The organism is Alkalibacterium thalassium (assembly GCF_900101165.1).
Classification (GTDB): domain Bacteria; phylum Bacillota; class Bacilli; order Lactobacillales; family Carnobacteriaceae_A; genus Alkalibacterium; species Alkalibacterium indicireducens.
The window spans coordinates 1-1,848 of sequence record NZ_FNFK01000110.1 but is presented as its reverse complement, the minus strand read 5'-3'; the positions used below and the strand labels follow the sequence as shown (position 1 = coordinate 1,848).

Genomic DNA, 1,848 nt, shown 5'->3' with positions numbered 1-1,848 from the left:
CAGCTGAATCAAATATCAAAAGCGGCATAATAATCGGTACCAAGTCAATGACACCAAGGGTCAAAGGCTATTTTTTAACTGCAAAACTTGAGTTACTTACTATCTATAATGAATTTGTTCGATATTACTTATATAACTAGCTTAATTGTGTCCCAGGGTACATCCTATCTGGGTTTCCATACAATAAGATATCTGAATAGTTTTTTAAAACATAGACTACCATAATATGCTATTTGTATCTGATCACTTCACCTATTCAGAGTATAACAGAAAGACTTATCAAAACCACTAGAGGTTTGATAAGTCTTTTGTTAATCTAGTACTATTATTATAATCCCCAATAGTGATAGCCCGATTCTTTGAAATAATTTTTATCTAATATACCTTTAATGTCTACCAGTACTTTAGTTTGATTGTCGCCTTTTTTAAAAAAGGATACATAATCATCACTAGTTAAATCGACAAAATCAGAGTGGTTTACTGCTACAATGATTGCATCCATCTCTTTGACATCCTCTAGAGTATCAAAATTAATGCCATATTCATCTTTCGCTTCATCAGCGTCTGCTTGTGGATCAACTATAAGTGGTGAAATACCGTACTCTTTTAATTCATTGACTATGTCAATAACACGTGTATTCCGCGTATCTGGGCAATTTTCTTTAAATGTAAAACCTAAAATGGCTACTCTAGCTTTTTGTACAACTATATCTGCATTAATTAATTGCTTAATGACATTAGTAACAACGTAACTACCCATCTCATCATTAATACGTCTACCTGCCGTGATGACTTGAGATTTATAACCCAACTGTTCTGCTCGGTAAGTCAAGTAATAAGGATCAACCCCAATACAATGGCCTCCCACTAAACCGGGTGTAAATGGTAAAAAGTTCCATTTTGTCTTTGCAGCTTCTAAAACTGCATTCGTATCGATATCCATTCGATCGAAAATCATAGATAGCTCATTAACGAAAGCAATATTCACATCTCTTTGTGCATTCTCAATCACTTTTGATGCTTCAGCCACTTTAATCGAGGCCGCACGATGAACACCTGCACTAACAACTAATTCATAAGTTTTGGCAATATCATCCAGCGATTGTTTGTCCATGCCCGAAACCACTTTAACGATATTCTCTAAAGTATGCTTCTTATCTCCTGGATTAATTCGCTCAGGGGAAAAACCGACTTTAAAGTCTACTCCAGCTTTCATCCCAGATTCTTCTTCCAATATAGGTATACAAATATCTTCAGTCACTCCAGGGTATACGGTTGATTCATATACAACAATGGACCCTTTAGTCAAATTACGGCCCAAGGTTCTACTCGCTGCCTCAACTGGCTGTAAGTTAGGGGTATGATCCGGTCGCACGGGAGTTGGTACAGCCACAATATGAAACTTCGCTTCTTTTAACCGCACTTCATCTGATGTGAATTCTACTGAAGTCTCTTTTATGACATCATTACCTATTTCTTTTGTTGGGTCAATGCCTCGTTTATACTGCTCTACTTTTGCTTTATTTGTATCAAAGCCTATAACATCGACTTTTTTTGCAAAAGCTACAGCAATTGGCATTCCTACATAACCTAATCCTATTAAAGCTATTTTTTCCTTTTTTGCGACTAATTCATTGTATAGTGACATGATGACCTCCAGAGGCTAATATTAGATTAATTATCGTTATATAAGTCTCTAGTATACACCTTGTCTACTACATCAGCAATATCTTCAGTGATAAATGTAGAAAAGAATTCTATACCGATAAAAAAGAGGCGAAAAAAGGCAACTTGATCCAGCAGCGTATTCACGTCTGCTGGATCACATTGCCTTTTTTTCTTGTCAAA

1 protein-coding gene is annotated in these 1,848 nt (G+C 35.9%); it reads right to left on the bottom strand.

The window, feature by feature from the left end:
- Positions 1–328: 328 nt before the first annotated feature.
- Positions 329–1,648, bottom strand: coding sequence for a nucleotide sugar dehydrogenase (locus BLR76_RS11460; protein ID WP_091269046.1), 1,320 nt, complete (start codon positions 1,646–1,648; stop codon positions 329–331).
- Positions 1,649–1,848: the final 200 nt, after the last annotated feature.